Source organism: Salinisphaera dokdonensis CL-ES53 (assembly GCF_040361215.1).
GTDB classification, from domain to species: Bacteria; Pseudomonadota; Gammaproteobacteria; order Nevskiales; family Salinisphaeraceae; genus Salinisphaera; species Salinisphaera dokdonensis.
Map to the genome: position 1 here is coordinate 277,569 of NZ_APND01000003.1, position 15,758 is coordinate 293,326.

At 64.6% G+C, this 15,758-nt stretch carries 12 protein-coding genes; 1 reads left to right on the forward strand and 11 read right to left on the reverse strand.

What is annotated here, in order from left to right; genetic code table 11:
- Positions 1 to 2: 2 nt before the first annotated feature.
- The 7 genes from ctaD to bioB form a co-directional block, all read right to left on the reverse strand.
- Positions 3 to 1,640, reverse strand: coding sequence for a cytochrome c oxidase subunit I (ctaD, locus tag SADO_RS10835; RefSeq protein ID WP_434547901.1), 1,638 nt, complete (start codon positions 1,638 to 1,640; stop codon positions 3 to 5).
- A gap of 34 nt (positions 1,641 to 1,674) precedes the next feature.
- Positions 1,675 to 3,165: a cytochrome c oxidase subunit II gene (coxB, locus tag SADO_RS10840; protein WP_353111219.1), complete on the reverse strand. Its 1,491-nt coding sequence runs from the start codon at positions 3,163 to 3,165 to the stop codon at positions 1,675 to 1,677.
- A 43-nt stretch (positions 3,166 to 3,208) separates the two neighbouring features.
- A complete protein-coding gene (locus SADO_RS10845; protein WP_353111220.1) occupies positions 3,209 to 3,694 on the reverse strand; it encodes a DUF2244 domain-containing protein in 486 nt (161 codons plus the stop codon).
- Between the two features lie 64 nt (positions 3,695 to 3,758).
- Positions 3,759 to 4,442: a dethiobiotin synthase gene (gene bioD, locus SADO_RS10850; RefSeq protein ID WP_353111221.1), complete on the reverse strand. Its 684-nt coding sequence runs from the start codon at positions 4,440 to 4,442 to the stop codon at positions 3,759 to 3,761.
- The gene (locus SADO_RS10855; protein WP_353111222.1) at positions 4,439 to 5,224 is read right to left on the reverse strand and encodes an alpha/beta fold hydrolase; all 786 of its coding nucleotides are present in this window, start codon (positions 5,222 to 5,224) and stop codon (positions 4,439 to 4,441) included. The genes bioD and SADO_RS10855 overlap by 4 nt, the downstream gene beginning before the upstream one ends.
- A complete protein-coding gene (gene bioF, locus SADO_RS10860; RefSeq protein WP_353111223.1) occupies positions 5,221 to 6,429 on the reverse strand; it encodes an 8-amino-7-oxononanoate synthase in 1,209 nt (402 codons plus the stop codon). The genes SADO_RS10855 and bioF overlap by 4 nt, the downstream gene beginning before the upstream one ends.
- Positions 6,426 to 7,529, reverse strand: a complete 1,104-nt coding sequence (gene bioB, locus SADO_RS10865) for a biotin synthase BioB (protein ID WP_353111224.1) — start codon at positions 7,527 to 7,529, stop codon at positions 6,426 to 6,428. The genes bioF and bioB overlap by 4 nt, the downstream gene beginning before the upstream one ends.
- Before the next feature lie 67 nt (positions 7,530 to 7,596).
- On the opposite strand from bioB, the gene SADO_RS10870 reads away from it, so the two are divergent.
- Positions 7,597 to 8,313: a double zinc ribbon domain-containing protein gene (locus SADO_RS10870; RefSeq protein ID WP_353111225.1), complete on the forward strand. Its 717-nt coding sequence runs from the start codon at positions 7,597 to 7,599 to the stop codon at positions 8,311 to 8,313.
- Positions 8,314 to 8,328: 15 nt separating this feature from the next.
- Here the strand turns inward: SADO_RS10870 and SADO_RS10875 are convergent, their stop codons facing one another.
- The 4 genes from SADO_RS10875 to SADO_RS10890 all read right to left on the reverse strand — a co-directional run bounded on the left by SADO_RS10875 (position 8,329) and on the right by SADO_RS10890 (position 15,670).
- Positions 8,329 to 10,266 carry a CASTOR/POLLUX-related putative ion channel gene (locus SADO_RS10875; RefSeq protein ID WP_353111227.1) on the reverse strand — a complete coding sequence of 646 codons (1,938 nt, stop codon included), beginning with the start codon at positions 10,264 to 10,266 and terminating at the stop codon, positions 8,329 to 8,331.
- 49 nt (positions 10,267 to 10,315) lie between these two features.
- Positions 10,316 to 12,451, reverse strand: a complete 2,136-nt coding sequence (gene recG, locus SADO_RS10880) for an ATP-dependent DNA helicase RecG (RefSeq protein ID WP_353111229.1) — start codon at positions 12,449 to 12,451, stop codon at positions 10,316 to 10,318.
- Complete coding sequence (locus SADO_RS10885; protein ID WP_353111231.1) at positions 12,429 to 12,824, reverse strand: RidA family protein; 396 nt, start codon at positions 12,822 to 12,824, stop codon at positions 12,429 to 12,431. Before SADO_RS10885 ends, recG begins: the two co-directional genes overlap by 23 nt.
- 683 nt (positions 12,825 to 13,507) lie before the next feature.
- Entirely contained in the window at positions 13,508 to 15,670 is a 2,163-nt protein-coding gene (locus SADO_RS10890; protein WP_353111233.1) for a RelA/SpoT family protein, read from the reverse strand.
- Positions 15,671 to 15,758: the final 88 nt, after the last annotated feature.

A 15,758-nucleotide genomic window follows, 5' to 3' on the forward strand; every position in this document is an offset into this window, starting at 1 on the left:
GCTTACGCCAGTTCACGCGGGTCGATCTTCGGCGGCTGCTCGAAGGTGTGGTACGGCGCGGGCGATGCCACCGTCCATTCCAGACCTCGTGCGCCTTCCCATACACGTCCGGTCGCCTTCTTCCCGGCGCCGCGCATGCACATGATCATGTTGTAGATGAATACGAACTGCCCGAGGAAGAACAGCAGTGCGCCCAGCGACGAGATCATGTTGAAGTCGGTGAACTGCACCGCGTAATCCGGGATACGACGCGGCATGCCGGCCAGCCCCAGGAAGTGCTGCGGGAAGAACAGTACGTTGATCCAGACCGCGCTCCACCAGAAGTGGAACTGGCCAAGCTTCTCGTTGTACATCACGCCGGTCCACTTCGGAATCCAGTAGTAGATCGCTGCGATGATCGAGAAGATCGCGCCCGGCACCAGCACGTAGTGGAAGTGCGCGACCACGAAGTAGGAATCGTGATACTGGAAGTCGACCGGGGTCAGCGCCAGCATCAGGCCCGAAAAGCCACCGATGGTGAACAGCACCACGAAACCGAGCGCGAACAGCATGGGCGTCTCGAAGGTCATCGAGCCACGCCACATGGTCGCAACCCAGTTGAACACCTTCACGCCTGTCGGCACGGCGATGAGCATGGTCGCGAACATGAAGAACAGCTCGGCCGAGACCGGCATGCCCACGGTAAACATGTGATGCGCCCACACGATGAAGCTGAGGAACGCGATCGAGGCCACGGCGTAAACCATCGAGTCATGCCCGAACAGCGCCTTGCGCGCGAACGTCGGGATGATGGTCGACACGATGCCGAAGGCCGGCAGAATCATGATGTAGACCTCCGGATGCCCGAAGAACCAGAAGATATGCTGGAACAGAACCGGGTCACCACCGCCGGCGGCATCAAAGAAGGTCGTGCCGAAGAAATGGTCCGTCAGCAGCATGGTCACCGCACCGGCAAGCACGGGCATGACCGCGATCAGCAGGTAGGCCGTAATCAGCCAGGTCCAGACGAACAGCGGCATCTTGAGCAGCGGCATGTCCGGGGCACGCATGTTCAGGATCGTGACCACGATGTTGATCGCGCCCGTGATCGACGAAATGCCGGCCAGATGGATGGCGAACACCATCAGAGGCAGCGCGTTACCGGTCTGCATGACCAGCGGCGGATACATGGTCCAGCCCGAGGCCGGCGCACCACCGGAAACGAACAGCGTGCCCAGCAGCATGGAGAACGCGAACGGCAGGATCCAGAAACCCCAGTTGTTCACGCGCGGCAGCGCCAGATCGGAACAACCGATCATCATCGGCACCATCCAGTTCGCAAGACCCACGAACGCCGGCATGACGCCGCCAAAGATCATCACCAGCGCATGCAGCGTGATCATCTCGTTATAGAAGCCGGGATCGACAAACTGGATGCCCGGCGCGAACAGCTCGGCACGGATCACCAACGACATCACGCCGCCGATGAACAGCATGGTCAGCGAAAAGATCAGGTACAGCGTGCCCAGATCCTTATGGTTCGTGGTGCCGATCCAGCGCTTCATCCACGGCCATACGCCATCGGCCAGCGTCACCGGCCCGTGGTGGTGATCGTCATGACCGTGATGGTCGTGGGTGCGGGTCGGATTGACAGTGCTCATCACAAACTCCTGGGGCGCCGGTGAGGCGGCCTACTTATCGCTGCTCGGCAACCTGGGAAGGCTGTACCACGTCGCCGGTTTCGTTACCGAACGCGTTGCGTTCGTACGTGACCACGGCGGCAATCTGCTTGTCGTCCAGTGTCCCCTTGTAGGGCGGCATGGCGCCCTTGCCTTCGAGGATCTGGGAAATATGGGCGGCGACATCGCCGGTGACGACGGCACTGCCCTTCATCGCCGGGAAGCCTGCGGCCGGCATGCCGCTGCCGTCCGGCTGGTGGCAGGCGGCGCAAAGGTTGCCGTAGACCTGCTCGCCCTGACTCATGAGCTCGTCCTTGGACATCTCGCCCTCACCGCCAGCGCTCTCGCTATCTGCGGCCGCCTGGTCGTCGCCAGATGCCTGCTCGCCGTTCGTGTTGCCCTCGGACGTGTTTTCGCCGTCCTCGGAATCGGGCTCGACGGATTCGTCATCGACCTTGGGGGAACCGCGGTCGGAGGATGCCTGCTCGGCGTCGGTTTCCTGCTGGTCTTCCGGGGCGCCGCCCTGGTCGTCCTGCTCGCCTTCGCCGACCAGCGTTTCGTCGGTCTGCTCGGGCTCGACTTCGCTACCGTCTTCCTCGCGCCCTTCCGTGGCATTGCCTTCGGTCGGGCTGCTGTCGGCTTCGGTCTGCGCCTGGGCATTGGCGGCATCGGTGCTCGGCTGGCCCTGGGCCAACTCCGAATCGCCGCCTGCGTTGCCGCCCTGCTCCGAAACCCACTGGTCGTATTCGTCTTGCGAAACCACCTTAACCACGATCGGCATGAAGGCATGACCACGACCGCACAGCTCTGCACATTGGCCGCGATAGGTGCCGGTCTCGTTGGCCTTGAACCACATGTCGTTGATGTAGCCCGGGATTGCGTCTTTCTTGCCGCCCAGATCCGGCACCCACCACGAGTGGATGACGTCGCCGGAACTCAGCAACAGGCGGACCTTCTTGTCCACCGGCACGACCATCGCCTTGTCGACGTTGCGCAGGTAATGCTCGACCGAGTTCGGGTCGACACCTGAATTCTTCTGGCGTGCCTTGTCGCTTTCGCGGTCGAGGCGGCTGAAGAAATGCACGCCTTGATCGACGTAATCGTATTCCCAGAGCCACTGATGCCCCGTGACGCGGATGGTCATGTCCGGGTCGCTGGAATCCTCGATCTGAAGCAGCGTGCCGGCAGCCGGGATGGCGACTGCGATGAGGATGATGAAAGGCACGATCGTCCAGGCGATCTCGACCACCGTGGATTCGTGGAAGTGCGAGGCCTCGAAGCCACGCGATTTGCGGTGCACGATCACCGAATAGAGCATCGCGCCGAAGACGCCGATGCCGATAACCACGCAGATCCAGAAAATCAGCATGTGAAGGCCGAAGACTTCACTCGTCAGATCGGTGACGCCCTCGTTCATGTTGAGCGTCCAGTCGGCGTAGGCGGGCGACACGAACAGTGCTCCCAGCGCCACCAGGCCCGATCGAGACAGAATGCTGATTTTATTCATAGTCACTCTCTATAAAACACGTTGCCGGCCTGCGTGCACGGCATCACGACAGCTCCGGCGCGGTTACCCACGCCTTAAGGCGCTCGGCAACCTCGGCACGCTCGTCCTCGGTCAGGCAGCGACCCAACTCACAGCCGCGGCCGTGGCGAGTCAACAGCAGGCGCGATGGACTGTTCCGGTATACGCCCGGACTCAGGCGTACCTGGGTCAGAAGGCGCGGAAACTCCCACCGTCTCTGCGGCTCGTCGAGACCGGCTTCGACCTCGATTCGATCCTCGTAAACCGATATGACTTCGCGGTAACCGTTATCGCGCATGCTCAAGAAAAGGCCCGTCCCGAGCGCAGCCATCTCCAGCCCTGCAAAAGGCCAGATGAGCCAGAGCCCGAAAACGGTCATGAACCCCGCGATCCCAAACGACACGGCACACATGCCGAGGAAGAACCACTGTGCCTGCGCGACTGTTAGCGACCCGTTCGGGGCGATGACCAGTCGGCGCATGTGTTCGGTGGTTTCCAGTCGGCTCGACATCCCGCCATGTCCTCCGGCCGAGAGTTTATGCGAAGCACTATTGCGCTGGCAAACAGTTAAGGCCTCATTCACGACCGCTTATACGCGCCAGCCATGGCTCGGGATTCAATGCCAAATCGAGCGGCGCGTCGCAGGCCACACGCGCGCACAACGGCTCGGCAATCATGCGTTCCAGGCAGGACACGTTGTCTTCGAGGCGCGGCTGTACCGGTGGCAGCGTGTTCGCCACCCATCCCACCAGCGGCGTTCGCGCCGCGATCGCGCGGGCGCTGAGTACCGCATGGTTCACACAACCCAAGCGCATGCCCACCACCAGCAGCGTCGGCCAGTCGTGGCTGCTCGCCCAATCGGCGAAGTCGGTACTGTCGGTAAGCGGCACATGCCAGCCGCCAGCGCCTTCAACCACGACCCAGTCGCTGGCCGCGGCGAGGCGAGCGTGGCCCGCATCCAGCAGGTCGGTATCGATAGTCACCCCCGCGTCGGCCGCCGCAATATGCGGTGCGATCGGGTCGGTCAGCGCAATCGGGTTGATGGCGTCGTAATCCCAGCCGGACGTACTCGCGCCCCACAAGGCCAACGCATCGTCGTTGCGCAGCCCGTCCGACGTGGATTCGCAACCGCTGGCAACCGGTTTGTAGCCAACCGCGCTATAACCCGCCGCGCGCAGGCCATGCAGCAAGGCGACCGCGACACGGGTCTTGCCGATGCCTGTATCGGTGCCGGTGACAAACAAGGTCCGCGCAGTCACGAATCGCGCTCAATCGGCGCCACGTCGGCGACAAATGCCCGAAGACGCTCGGCAAACGGTCGCTCATGCGAGATGAACGGCGCGTGGGCCGCGCGCTCGATGCCCCAGAAGTCGCCCTGCGGCATCTGCTCGGCCATCGCAGCCATGCCGTCCGGATGGGCAATCCGGTCGCGCGCGCCGGCAACCGCCAGACACGGCTTGTTGATAGCGCCCAGATGCTCCCGAAAATCCGCCTCGAACAGGATATCCAGGCCACGCTCCAGGCCGTCCAGCGCCGGCGGCTGGTCGATCAGGTCGTTACGCAGGCTGCGTACCGCCTTGGCCGCACCCGGCTCGCCGAGCACCTGCTGCATGAGAAACTCGCTCAGCGTGGTCGAGAAGTCACGCGCCAGTCCTGCCCGCGTCGCCTCGATCGCATTCGCCTTCATACCGTAGTCGTTGCCCGACTCGCGGATGAACCGCGCCAGCATCGCCACCAGTACCATGCCCTGGACCTGTTCCGGGTGCCGCCGCGCCGCACCGAGCGCCACGAGCCCGCCGAGCGACCAGCCGATATAGATCGCCGGCCTGCCAATCGTGTCCACGACCTCGTCGACCCAGTTGTTGAGCCCGGCCGCGCCCGGCGCGCTCTCGCCGTGCCCAGGCAGATCCACCAGGTGGCAACGAAAATCCGTTTTCAGCCGCGATGCCAGCGGCTCCCAGATACGGCCGGACAGCCCCCAGCCGTGCAGAAAGACCAGATCGGGGCCGCGTTCGCCGACGCGGCGTACATGCAGTGTCATGCCAATCGCTTTGCCGGCATGGCCGCCGACGCTGTCGAATCGATCAACACAGCCTCTAGCGCGGCCAGCAGCCCGTCAACCTGTTGTTCGTCATGGCCCGCCGTGAGGGTGATGCGCAGACGCGAGCTCCCGGGCGCGACCGTGGGCGGCCGGATCGCGCCGACCAGATAACCGCGCGCGAGCAAACCGTCGCTGGCCTCCAGCGCTGCGCTTTCCGCGCCGAGCACCAGCGGCTGGATCGGGCTATCGGAGGCCGCCACGGGCAAGCCGAGCTGTTCGGCGCCACGCCGGAACCGCGCGATCAGACGCATGAGATGCCGGCGCCGATCATCCCCGGCACGGGCCTGGGACACACCTTCGCGTGCCGCGGCCGCGAGCGCTGGCGGCGGTGCAGTCGAAAAGATCAGCGAGCGCGCCGTCTGAAGAATGGCTTCAATCACGTCGGCATCCCCGGCAACGAACGCGCCCGCCGCGCCCACCGACTTGCCGAGTGTGGCGAGCACCAGCGGCGCCGCGTCGCTACCGAGTCCTGCTTCGGCGACCCGTCCGGCACCTTCTGGCCCGAACACACCGAGGCCGTGGGCATCGTCAACCGCAAACCAGGCGCCCTGCGCGCCCGCGAGGTTCGCCAGATCGGCGAGCGGCGCGGTATCGCCGTCCATGGAGAACACGCTGTCGGTAACCAGCAGCCGATTGCCGCCGTCGCATGCCGCCAGCCGTGCGGCGGCATCTGCGGCGTCTGCATGCGCATAGACATGCTTGGCCGCGCCGGACAGACGCGCGCCGTCGATCAACGACGCATGGTTGAGTGCATCGGAGACCACATGATCGCCCTTGCCCAGCAAGGCGCTGATCACGCCGACATTGGCGGCATAGCCGGTAGCGAACACCAACGCCCGTTCGCGTCCTACCCAGTCGGCTAGCTCGGCTTCGAGTGCGGCGTGTTCGGCGTTATGCCCGGTGACGAGCTGGGACGCGGCGCTACCGGTGCCGACCGTATTCGATGCATCGGCCAGCCGCCGAGCCAGCGCCGGTTCCGCAGCGAGACCGAGATAGTCGTTGCTGCAGAAATTCACGCAGCACTGGCCGTCGGCCACGATCGTCGGCCCATGCGCGCCCTCGATCACGCGACGGCGACGGAATCGATCCGCCGCCCGCACTGCATCCAGCCGGTCGCGACAATGCGCGGCCAGCGACCGGGTCACGATGCACTGGCGGCTGCCGCGTTACGACCGGCCTTGTTCCGATCGGCCTTGTTCCGATCGGCCTTGTTCCGATCGGCCTGAGGCGCCGCTTCCGGACTCGGCGCGGTCGCCGGCTCGATATCGCTGTACTTGGGCGAGGCCTCGGGCGCCATGCCGAGCTTGGCCAGCAGGTCCAGATCCTTGAGGTGTGCGGGATTGGAGGTGGTGAGCAGCTGGTCGCCATAGAAGATCGAATTCGCGCCGGCCAGGAAGCACAGCGTCTGTACCGCTTCCGACATCTCCTCGCGACCGGCCGACAGGCGTACATACGACGCCGGCATCATGATCTTGGCCACCGCGATCGTGCGCACGAAATCCAGCGGGTCGATCGGATCCACGCCGTGCAGCGGCGTGCCCTCGACCTGCACCAGATTGTTGATCGGCACACTCTGCGGGTGCTCGGGCAGATTCGCCAGCTGGCGTAGCAGCTCGGCGCGATCCATCGGCGACTCGCCCATGCCGACGATACCGCCACAGCAGACCTTGATACCCGCATCGCGCACGTGCTCGAGCGTATCCAGCCGGTCGTCATAGGTGCGCGTGGTGATGATGTCTTCGTAGTACTCCGGCGAGGTGTCGAGGTTGTGGTTGTAGTAGTCCAGCCCCGCTTCCTTGAGCTTCTTGGCCTGCTGGGCCTTGAGCATGCCCAGCGTCACGCAGGTCTCCAGGCCTTCATCGCGTACGGCCTGAACCATGTCGATGACCTTTTCCAGATCGCGATCCTTTGGGCTGCGCCAGGCCGCGCCCATGCAGAAACGCGTGGCACCCGCCGAGCGCGCGCGCTGGGCGGCGTCGCGCACCTGCTCCAGCGGCAGCAGCGCTTCGCGCTCGAGGCCGGTATCAAAACGCACGCTCTGTGGGCAGTACGCGCAGTCTTCCGGACAAGCGCCGGTCTTGATCGACATCAACGTGGACAGCTGCACCGCGTTGGCATCGAAATGCGCGCGGTGCGCGCTCTGGGCGCGGAAGATCAGATCGGAAAACGGCAGCGCGAAGAGAGCAGTCACTTCTTCGGCGCGCCAGTCATGGCGAAGCGGCGCGGCACCGATGGATTCGGTCATGGCAATATCGGCTTGGAATTCGAACGCTAAGCTTTGGCCAGCCCCAACTGGCTGTCAAGCTGAAAACGTGTCTATTCTTGACGGATGGTTAAAAAGTGCGCAGATAGCCCTGTTCGGGCCACGCTGTCTTCTCTGCTCGGCACCCGCGCCGCTGCATCGCGAACTCTGCGCCGCGTGCCTGCACGATCTGCCGTGGCTGACTACTGCCTGCCGTCATTGCGCGCTGCCGCTGGCGACGAAGCGCGCCGGTGATACCTGCCCGGCCTGCCGTAGCCGTACCGCCTTTGACCGCGGTGTGGCTGCTTTCCATTACGCGCCGCCGATCGACTGGTTGGTCACGCGGCTCAAGTTCCAGGGCCGACTGAACCATGCGCGCCTGCTCGGCGATCTGCTCGCGGCGCATATAGTCGACCCATCCAAGGAACAGACCATCGACCCACCTGAGGCGCTCGTCCCGATTCCCCTGCATGCCGCAGGCTATCGACGACGCGGATTCAATCAGGCCGAACGAATCGCGACACGGTTGGGGCCCGCGCTGGGCGCGCCGATCCGCGCGGGCGTCCTGCAACGCGTGCGCGACACCCAGCGCCAGAGCCAGCTACCGGCCAGTCAACGCGCCGCAAACGTGCGCGATGCGTTCGAAGCCGCGTCCAGGCTCGACGACGCCCATATCGCGATCGTGGACGACGTGGTCACCACCGGCCATACCGCGACTGCGGTCGCCCGTACACTGCGTGCTGCCGGCGCGGCACGGGTCGACCTGTACTGCGTGGCACGAGCGTAATCGCCCCGGTTCGTCTTAGGCGATCGCGAGCACCACCAGTTCGTCTCCCGCAATCAGCTCGATGGGCGACTGCTTGTCCTTGGGGTTGAGAATCAGCCGCGGCATCGCCTCGTCACGGCGATGCAACGTACCCAGCAGCACTTCGCCGTGTGCCGAGCGCGCATGGCGCAGGGCCTCGAAGCTCTCGGCCTTGCCGTCCAAGCCCAGCCGATCCACATGCCGGAACTCGATTTCGGCGCCGCCGGCGCTGAACAACTCTTCCATGACCCAGTGCAATTCGCGGCGCAGCGCGACCTGGGTGAGCATGCTCGCCTGCAGATCCGGCGATACCAGCCGCTCGACGTTGGCCTGGTCGAACAGATTGGCGTTGTCGGTGGACATCGACTCGACCACCACGCTCGGCTTGACCTCGGCGCTTTCGAGCACCTGCGAGAGCACGAGATAACCCAGCAGCATGCGCGCGTCGGCCGCATCAGCCGAGCCCAGCCAGTCGCTGGCCACCAACACCACGCTGTCGTAACCGGACACATCGAGACGGGTCATCTCGTACTGCGAGGTCAGGTCCCCCTCGATGTGACGCACCCGCGCATGCTCGAGCATCACGCCCTTTCGGCGCAGCATCGTCTCGCGCTCTTCGGTGCCCAACAACGAGAATACGTCGACCTCGACCCGCTCTCGCGTATAGGCATCGAATTCGGCCAGCAATGACGGCACCTTCTGGTTCCAGCCCAGCACAAGCACCCGGCGACGCCGCGTATCCGTTTCACCCGCGAGCGATTCGTGGGTACGACCGGTCGCACTGCTGTCGGATTCACGCGTCGGCTTGCAGTCCTCGAAATCGCGGGCGATGAAAGCCAGCCTGTCCTGTTCGGCGACTGTCAGATCGTTATCCGCATAGAGCGGCAGCAAGGTGCCGTCGCGGGCCACGCCCAGTAGCACGGCGTCCGCGAAACAGGTCGCGACCTCGATCAGGCGCTTGCCGACCAGCTCCGGGCATTCACGCACGAAGATCTGCTGACCACCGCCGCTGAGCAGCTCGTTGTACACATGCGACAGGCCGCGGTGGCGCGTGTTCTGGGCCAACAGACGGCTGATGATCTGGGGCGTACCGATGAACTCGGCGGGACCGGGGTACGCCCGGCGTGCGGTCTCGAGACGGTCGGCGTCGAATATCTCGGCGACTACCAACGGCATATCCGCGGCCTCCGTATCGTCATCCGCGTGCGCGGCGCTCATCAGCGTCTTGATCGTGAGCTCGTCCGGCGAACTGCCGGCTTCGAACTCGCGCGTGGGCAGCAGGATGACGGCCGCGTGCAGGTAATCGACCCGACGCAGATGATCCAGGCGCAGCGGCGTGCCCGAGCGCAGCGTGACCTGTCGCATATTGAAACTGCGACCGAGCTTGTCGCGGATTTCCTGTGCCAGTGCTGGCGTGACCCGCTCGGCAAGAATCACGATATGCAGACTGCGCCCGCCGTGACGGCTCAGAAAACGCGCGACCCGCCCTTCCGACTGCACCAGATCTTCGACCATGCTGGCAGTACGGTTATTCCAGCCAAGAATGAGCACGTGGTTGTTCTTGGCGATCGGCGTATAACCGGCTTCCAGCGTCTCGATCGTATCGTTGAGCCACTGCGTCATGGTCGCGATCAGCGCGCCGACGAAAAGCACCACGCCGGCTACCGTGAGCAACGACGAGACCACGCGCAGCACGCTGCCTTCGTCGTCACCGAGATAGCCGGAGTCGGTCAGCCGAAGAAACGCCCACCAGATCGCAGAACCGGGATCGTCATAGCTCTGGCCGGTCGGCGCGTTATAGACAAGCAGCCCGGCGCCGAGTGCGATCAGGCCCATGGCCACAGCGATCACCATCAGCCGCGAGAAAGGCCCGCGCAGGATGAACTGCTCGAGCTGGAACTGGACGAGATTGCGAATACGGGCCAGAAGCTTCATGCATATTTCCTGGAACAGGGGCGATCGATCATACGTTGCGTCGCGGCGCCTAGACGCCCGCGTAGCCGCCACCGCCCCCGGCCCAGCGCTCCACGAGCAGCTCGGCCTCGCGCGGGTGATAGGCAAGCACATCATCGGCGACGGTCAGCGCCCGCTCGACCCAGACGCCGTCGCGTACCAGATCGGCGATACGGAAACTCGCCGCGCCGGTCTGGCGGGTCCCGAGCACCTCGCCGGGGCCGCGCAATTCCAGATCGGCGCGGGCGATGGCAAAGCCGTCGCCGGTGTCGCGCAACACGGACAACCTCCGGCGCGCGGTTTCTGACAACGGCGGCTGATAGAGCAGCACGCAGTGGCTCTCAACCGAGCCGCGCCCCACCCGGCCGCGCAGCTGATGCAGCTGGGCCAGACCCAGTCGTTCCGCGTTCTCGATGATCATCAGCGAGGCGTTGGGCACATCCACACCGACCTCGATCACGGTGGTGGCCACCAGCACGTCGATATCGCCGGCCTTGAAGGCATTCATCGCCTTCTGCTTCGCGGCCGGCTTCATGCGGCCGTGGGCGAGCGTGACGTGTACGCCCGGCAACGCCACCGACAGCGCCTCGGCTGCGGCTTCGGCGGCCTGAGCTTCGAGCTTGTGGCTGGTCTCGATCAGGGTGCAGACCCAGTAGACCTGCCGACCATCGACCACCGCACGGCCGATGCGCTCAATCACTTCATCGCGGCGGGTATTGGGCACGGCAACGGTAACCACCGGCGTACGCCCCGGCGGCAGTTCGTCGATGATCGACGTATCCAGATCGGCGTAGGCGCTCATCGCGAGCGTGCGCGGGATTGGCGTCGCAGTCATGATCAACTGATGCGCGCTCAGGCCGTGGCGCGCGGCCTTGTTGCGCAGCGCCAGGCGCTGGTCGACGCCGAAACGATGCTGCTCATCGATCACACACAAGCCGAGTCGCCCAAAATCCAGCGATTCCTGAAACAACGCGTGCGTGCCGACCACGACCGCCGGTTCGCCGTCATGAATAGGCGCCAGCAGCGCGTCGTCACGCCGGCGGCGGCCTGTCACCAGCAGCACCATTACGCCCAACGGTTCGAGCCAACCAGACAGATTGGCGTAGTGCTGCTCGGCGAGCAGTTCGGTGGGCGCCATGAACGCGGCCTGCCAGCCGTTTTCGATCGCGGTGAGCACGGCCGCCGCGGCCACCACGGTCTTGCCCGAGCCGACATCGCCCTGGATCAGGCGCAGCATCGGATGCCGCGTGGCCATATCCGCCAGAATCTCGCCGATCACGCGCCGCTGGGCGTTGGTCGGCGCAAAACCCAGCTGTTCAAACAACGGGGCCAGACCGCTGCCCGCATCGCCCAGCGCAGGGGCTTTTTCCGTCTTGATCTGCCGGCGGCGACCACGCAGGCTCAGCTGGTGGCCCAGCAACTCCTCGAAAGCCAACCGCGTCACCGCTGGATGGCTGCCTTCGATCAGCGCACCCAGATCCTCGCCCGGCGCGGGCCGGTGAATGGTACGCAAAGCGGCCGCCACATCCATGACCGGGCCACCAGTCGACAGCTCGGCTGCAATATCGGCCGGCAGCGCATCCGGCCAGAATCCGGGCACCTCGAGTAGCGCCAACGCCTGAGCCGCCATATCGCGCAGCCGGCTCTGGGTGACGCCGGAGGTGGCGGGATAGACCGCGCGCAATTCGGGGACGAAATCATGACCGGCCGATTCGTCTTCGACGATCTGATATTCCGGGTGCACGATCTCGATGCCGTAGGCCCCCGCACGCGGTTCACCGAACACCCGTAACCAGGTGCCCGGCGCGAACTTCGCCTGTTGGGCCGGCGCAAAATGAAAGAACCGCAGCCAAAGCCGGCCGCCGCCGTCGCTCGTGGTGACCAGCAGACTGCGACGCCGGCCGTGGCGAATCTCGGCGGCATCGACCCGCACCACCGCAATCACCGGCAGGCCATGCGGCACCATCTCGGCAACCGGAGTGGCCCGGCTGCGGTCCTCATAGCGCAGCGGTCGATGCAGCAGCACATCGCCGATGCATTCAATACCGAGCGTGACGAGCTTATCGGCCAGCTTCGGTCCGACGCCTTCCAGGCGCCGGCAGGAGTCGCTCGCCTGACGTCGCGCCGCGGGTTGCGGCGCCGCCTTAGCCGAGCGCGAGGATGGCATCGGCCTCCACGCCCGCGCCTTTCGGCAATGCCGCAACCCCAACAGCAGCGCGCGCCGGGTAAGGCTTGTCGAGCTTACGCTCCATGACCTTGTTCACGGCACCGAAATTGTCCATGTCGATCAGGTAGATATTGAACTTGACCACATGCGAAAGCGTGCCGCCCGCGGCCCGCGCAACGGCTTCGATGTTGTCGAACACGCGCTCGATCTGGGCTTCGATATCGCCCTCGACGAGATCGCCCGTTGCCGGGTCGAGCGGGATCTGACCCGAGATATACACCGTGTCGCCGGCCTGCACGGCCTGCGAGTACGCGCCGATGGCATCCGGCGCTTCCTTGGTGTTGATGATCTGGTGGCTGACAGGTTGAACCATGATGTTGACGCGATTGAAATCGTGGCCGTCATTGTCCCACAGCGCACCGCGGCCTTGGCAGCCGGTGCTTGAATTACAGGCAGACCTCAACCCGGCTGGATGTACGAGAATGCATTGAAGCGGGCGCGAAAATCCGCGGAATGTCGATAGGTCTCGCAGCGGACCCGATTGGTGCCACCCTGCGACCGATGGGCCTCGACGCCGCCCCAGCCCGCGAAACGCATCTTTTCGCTCGCCTCATCGACCCGACCGAACTACCAGCTGTCCCGCGCCGGGACCGATAGCGTGACCACGCGATGAAACGGGCATTGCTGCTCATCCCGTTCGAGGGTCGGGCCCTCGACGGTATTCATCGAGGTCATAGCAAAGCTACATGCAGAAGACCCAGCACGCGTCGATGTCGTCGGCCATAACTGCGCGCACTTCCGCAAGCGTCGCATTCTCGGGCCCATCGATATCGATCTAGCGCCCGGCGGGCGTCTGCAGCGCCTCGGTGATCGGACGCAGGCTGCACCTACACGATGTAGTAGCCGTAGCGAGACACCGCCGCACGGTAATCAGGCCCAGTCCAAGGGGTCGACATCGGGCGCGCCACCGAGCGACTTCTCCGCAGAGCTTTCGACGCCAGCCGCCTGGAGAACCTTGAAATAGAGCGCCAAAAACGGATTCTGCATAGAGACCGATCAGCAGCGCTCGACCCGCTCCACGGCATTGATTCGCCGAAGCCGGCGGATCACATTGGCCAGATGGTGGCGGTCGCGTACGTCGATGAGAAAACGGATGGTGATCAGCGCGCCGCTGCTTTCGGGGAAGGTGATGTTCTCGATATTGCAATCGGCGTCCGCGAACTTGGCCGTGAGCGTGGCCAGCAGGCCGCGCTGGTTGCTGGCGGTCACCCGTAGCTCGACGTCGTAATCGCCGGTGACATGGTCCGCCCAGGTCAGTTCGACGCGATCGGCCGAGGCGCCCTTGCGGGTGGAATAGGCACAGCCGAAGCGATGCACGACCAGCCCGCGCCCGAGGCTTGCCTGGCCGTGGATCGCGTCACCCGGCACCGGGTGGCAGCATTTGGCGAATTCGACCACTAGCCCTTCCGTGCCTTCGACCGCCAGCGGCTTGGCGCGACGACCCTTGGCTACCGGCGCATCGCTGGCCAGGAAATGGCGCGCGACCAGCGGCGCCAGCCGCCGGCCCAGGCCTATGGCCGCGTAGAGCGCCGGCAGGCTCGGCTCCTCCATCTCTGCTAGGCCGCGATCGATATCGCTGCGCGACAGGCGGCGCAACGACAGCCCAAGATCCGTGAGCGACTTGTCCAAAAGGCGTTCGCCCAAACGCTGCGCCTTGTCTTCGCGCTGGTTCTTCAGATAGTTGCGTACGCCCGTTCGGGCCTTGGCGGTCTTGAGAAAATGCAGCCAGGCCGCGTTCGGACGCGCATGCTTGGCGGTGATGATTTCGATCGTCTGGCCGGACTGAAGCTGACTGTTGAGCGGCGCGAGATGACCTTCGATGCGTGCGGCCACGCATCGATCGCCCAGCTCGGTGTGCACCGCGTAGGCAAAATCCACGCAGGTCGCGCCCTTGGCCAGGCGCATGATCTTGCCCTTGGGCGTAAAGACGTAGACCTCGTCGGGAAACAGGTCCATGCGCAGGTTGTCGACGAAACGCAGCGAGTCGCGTTCGCCTTCGTGCATCTCGGCCAGATGACCGAGCCACTCCTCGGCGTCGAGATTGCCGAGCTTGCCGGCCTTCTCGCCAAGCTTGTACTGCCAGTGCGCGGCGATGCCGGATTCGGCGATCTGGTCCATCTCGCGGGTGCGGATCTGGACCTCGAACTTGATCCCGCCGCGCGCCATCACGGTCGTGTGCAACGACTGATAGCCGTTGAGTTTCGGATTGGCGATGAAATCGTTGAACTGCTCGGTGATCGGCCGGTAACGGTGATGGACAATCCCGAGCCCGCGATAGCACTCGTCCACGGCATCGACGATCACACGCACGCCATAGAGATCGAACACGTCGAGGAAACGCCGATGCTTTTCGCGCATCTTGCGGTAGATGCTGTACAGGTTCTTGCGCCGGCCCTTGACCATGGCGCCGATGCCCTCGGCCGCCAGCGCGCGCGATAGCGTTTCCTCGATCTCGCGCAGCAGGCTGCGCCGGTCGCCGGTCACCGAATGGCTGGCGCGCCGCAGCACCTCGTAGCGGCGCGGATACATATTGGCAAAGCCGAGCTCCTCGAGCTCCTGGCGCATGCTGTTGATGCCCAGGCGACGCGCGATCGGCGCATAGATCTCGAGCGTTTCGCGGGCGATCGCCGCCCGTTTCTTAACGGTCATGCCTTCCAGCGTGCGCATGTTGTGCAGCCGGTCGGCGAGCTTGACCAGGATGACGCGGATATCGTGCGTCATCGCCAGCATCAGCTTGCGAAAGCTCTCGGCGGTGGCCTGTTCGCGACTATGGAACTGGGCCTTGTCGAGCTTGCTGACGCCATCGACGAGATAGGCGACTTCCTTGCCGAAACGCTTCGAGACTTCCTCGCGCGCCGCGTCGGTGTCTTCGATCACGTCGTGCAGGATCGCGGCGATCAGCGTGGTCGCGTCCAGGCGCATCTCGGCCAGGATTCGCGCGACCGCGAGCGGGTGATAGATATAAGGCTCGCCGGTCTTGCGAAACTGGCCGCGGTGCTGGTGCTCGCCGAACTCATAGGCGGCGCGCACGCGCGCGATCGACGGCTCCGGCAGATAACTCTCCAGATGCTCGGCGAGCGTATCGATCCCGAATTCACGCGAGATGCGCGATGTCCGGATACGCGTTTGTAGGCGGTTGATCCCGCTGGTCAGTTCCATGCCTCAAGACTACTGCTAAATGCCCGTTCTGACGACTGCCAGGACTTGCGCCGTAAATACGGCGCGACTCGAATCGCAGGCATAAAAA